Here is a 3,793-nt window from a genome sequence, read left to right as displayed (position 1 = left end):
ACCGAGGAAGGAGCGGTGGAGGTGCGGACGTATCTGGAAAACGGGCACGCAGTCATCGAAGTCGAGGACACCGGGATTGGAATGGACCCGGAGATGGCCGAAGACCTGTTTGAGCCGTTCCGACAGGCCTCAGAGGGCCTGTCCCGCACGTATGAGGGCACCGGTGTGGGACTGGCAGTGACAAGCGAGACCATCGATCAGATGGGCGGACGCGTCGACGTCGATACCGAAGAGGGCGTGGGCAGCCGGTTCACCGTGCGGCTTCCACGAAGCGAGCGGAAGGGGGACGACGCTCGGGGAGACGCGTCTCGGCCGTAGGTCCGAGGCTCTCAGGACCAATCGTGCCGCTGGCGTCTCGGTTCGGGGAGGGACCGCCCCGATCAAGGCCCTCGATCTGGGGCGGCTCCTCGAGGGCCGTGAGGAGGGCGCTGCCGATCGGGAGCGCACGCCGGAGCGCCATTCCACTCTCCCGCGTCTCTCCCGCGTCCGAGAGTGGTCTCAAAACTGCGCCCCTGGGTGCCGATAACAATCAATGAAACAGGACCTGTGTCCTTACAGGTCCTGTGTTGTCCTCACGACCTGGTTCACACCTGGAGATCAAATGCACCAAGAGTGGACACGCCAGACACAGAAGGCCATGGACGGTTTGCGAGCGGCAGTTTGCAGTCGGAGCTGAGCACCGCTCCTTCCGAAGCGTCCCCAATTGCTTGACGCCGGGTGCTCAGCGTTAAGCATTTCATGTTACTGGCGACAGGCCGACTCTCCTCAACGGCTTTTCATCCGCACGTATGACCTCTCGTCCTCTTCCCGATCAAACGGGGGCACGCCCGTGGCCCTCGCCGGTGTCCTGCATCATTTTGTTTGGAATCGGGGGACTGCTTGCGGGCATGCACCTCTACGACTTGTTTCTGGAATTGGGGAATCCGGGGCATACGCTCTGGACTCCCCTTTTCTGGGCCTCCCTTGCCGAGAGCGTGCTGGGGATTGGGCCCGCGACGGCTGTTTTGGCGCTTGGGGTCCACGTGTCGGCCCGTTCCGAGGGCCAAGTCTACCGCGTCGACACCGCGAAGGGATGCTTGGTCGGCTTCGCCGGTGCACTGGGCGTTGGGCTCGTCCTTCTCCTCCTCCGTGAAATTCGAGGAGGGGCTGCGCCGATGGTATACACGCTAGCGTCTGCCGGGGCCTTTGCGGGGACGCTCGTCGGCTACTTTCAGGCGCAGAGCACGCACGCCCGGCGAGAGCTCCGCTCGATTACCGAAAACGTCTCGGAGGGCATCTACCGGTCGACTCCCGAGCAGGGAATCGTCTACGCCAATCAGGCCTTTGCCGAGATGTTTGGCTACGAGAGTGTCGAAGAGATTCTTCAGGTCGACCCGGCAGCGTCCCTCTACGCCGACGCCGCCGAGCGCGAACGGCGCCTGCAGAATCTCCAAGAGGCTGGCAATTTTCGAGGCCACGAAATCGAGTTCCGGCGGAAAGACGGGTCGACATTTATCGGGCGTGTCAGTGGCACGGTCGTCCAAGGAAGCGGTGGTCGAGAAGACGGCGGCGACGTCAAGTGCTACGACGGGGCCATCACCGACATTACCGACCAGCGAAAGGCGTGGCGCCAGTTGCAGCGGCAGTCCGAGCTTGAGCGGATGATCGTCAAGATCTCTGCCCGGTTTATCGACGCGCCCACCGAACGTCTCGACACGGAAATTGAGGAGGCCCTCGCCGCGGTCGGCTCGTTTGTCGGCGCGGATCGGAGCTACGTGTTTTTGTACGACGGGGATCCGGAGGCCGAAGAGCCCGGCGAGGTCACGGAGAGCAACACCCACGAGTGGTGCGCCGGCGGCGCCGCGCCCCAGAAGGAAAACCTCCAGGACATTCCGTGCTCTGAGATTCCCTGGTGGACCGAGCAGATGCTGAAAAAGGAGCCCCTTCGGATTCCGTCGGTTTCGGATCTTCCGGAGGCGGCTTCGGCGGAGCAAGAGATCCTGGATGCCCAGAACATCGAGTCGCTGGTGGTCCTTCCGATGACGCAGGAAGGAGCCCTGACGGGATTTGTCGGGTTCGACGCGGTCGGCCATGCGGCCGCGTGGGACGAAAAGACGACCCGGGTCCTTCAGGTTCTGAGCGACGCAATCGCCAGTGCCCTCCGCCGGAGGGACGATGAGCGGCGCCTCCGGGAGACGCGGGACTTTTACCGGCAGGTGCTCGATCAACTGCCCGTCGAACTGGCAATCTTCGACCCCGAGGGCCGGTTTCAGTACGTCAACCCACAGGCCCTTGGCGACCCGGAACAAAGAGCGTGGATTCAGGGCCACACCCACGAGGAATATTTTCGCAAGTACGCCTGCGCGGATGGCCGTGAGCGGCCGGGGGGCACTGATGTCGTCGATCTCGGGCGCCGCCGGGACGAGGCGGTCCAGGCGGCGGCTCGGAAAGAGAGGACCACCCGGATTAAAGAAACGATCAGCGCCGAGGCAGAGGGGGCTCAGGCAAATGGCGTTGAGGAGGGCCCGCTCCACTACGTCCGCATTCACAAGCCCATCACCAACAGGGCGGGAGAGGTCACGAGCGTGGTGGGCTGTGGCCTGGACATCACCGAGCGGGAGCGAGGCCGCCACCAGCTGGAGCGCTACCGGGAGTACACCGACCGCCTCCTGAATGCCATTGACGATCTCTTTTTCGTCTTGGGCAAAGAAGGAACCCTGCAGCGGTGGAACGATCGTCTTCCGGAGGTGACCGGCTACTCCGACGAAGAGCTTGAGGGGATGAGCGCGTTCGACCTTGTGCCGGAGGAAGACGGCGAACGCGTCGCCGAGAACATCGGAGAGGCGTTCACGAGCGGACGTGTTCAGATAGAGGTGCCGCTCGTGCGGAAGGATGGGACGAGGGTGGCCTACGAGTTTATGGGGAATCTCGTAAAGCGCCCGGACGGAGAGCCCCAGGTGGTCGGCATCGGCCGGGACATCACCGAGCAGAAGCAACGGAAGCGAGAGCTGGGGCGGCAAAACGACCTGTTTGAGAAGGCACAGGATATCGCCGACGTCGGTGCCTGGGAGTACGACGTGCGGGCCGAGGCGCTCACCTGGACGGAGGAAGTGTACCGCATCCATGACCTCCCCGTCGGTCATGTGCTTACGCCCGAGGAGGCCCTCGCCTTTTACCACCCGGAGGACCGCCCCAAGGTCGCGTCTCTGTTCGGTCGGGCCGTTGAAGACGGGGAGTCCTACGACATCGAAGCTCGCCTCATTACAGAGCAGGGAGAGCCGCGGTGGATCCGTACGCGGGGGGAAGCCCAGCGTGGTGATGACGGCGAGATCGCTCGGATCCGAGGCACGACTCAGGACATCACCGAGCGGAAGCGGCAAGAGTGGGTGCTGCGGGAGCGCCAGGAAAAAATCGAAGCCCTCTACGAAGCGACCGGAACGCTGCTCCGGGCCGAGGACACGCGAGAGGTGCCGGGCCGCCTTGCTTCCATCGTCGACGATGCGCTCGGGTACCCGGCGACGACCATTCGCCTCGCTGAAGGCGACCGGCTGGAGCCGACCTGCGTCCTCCCCGCGGTCCAGGACTACATGCCCGAGCGCCCTGCCTACGACATCGACGGAGACACCCCGGCCGCTCGGGCGTACCGCACCGGAACGTCGCGGGTCTACGACGACCTTTCGGCCCAGGCCGAGGGGCTGGACCGCGGAGACATCCGGGCGACAGCATACGTGCCGATGGGGTCCCGCGGCCTCATTTCGGTCGGCAGCACCAAGGTCGGAGGCATCGACGCGTTTGACCGACAGCTTCTGGAGGT

Annotated in this window: 2 protein-coding genes; both read left to right on the top strand. The window is 64.1% G+C overall.

The window, feature by feature from the left end; all coding sequences use genetic code 11:
* Positions 1-318, top strand: a 318-nt coding sequence (locus V5A20_RS13555) for an ATP-binding protein (RefSeq protein WP_332327587.1), incomplete at its 5' end; no start/stop codon positions are given.
* Between the two features lie 470 nt (positions 319-788).
* The coding region (locus V5A20_RS13550) for a PAS domain S-box protein (protein ID WP_332327586.1) at positions 789-3,793 on the top strand (3,005 nt) is incomplete at its 3' end.

Source organism: Salinibacter sp., assembly GCF_036626415.1.
GTDB lineage: Bacteria > Bacteroidota > Rhodothermia > Rhodothermales > Salinibacteraceae > Salinibacter.
Note: the sequence above shows the minus strand (reverse complement) of the source record. Positions and strands in the feature narration are given on the sequence as shown.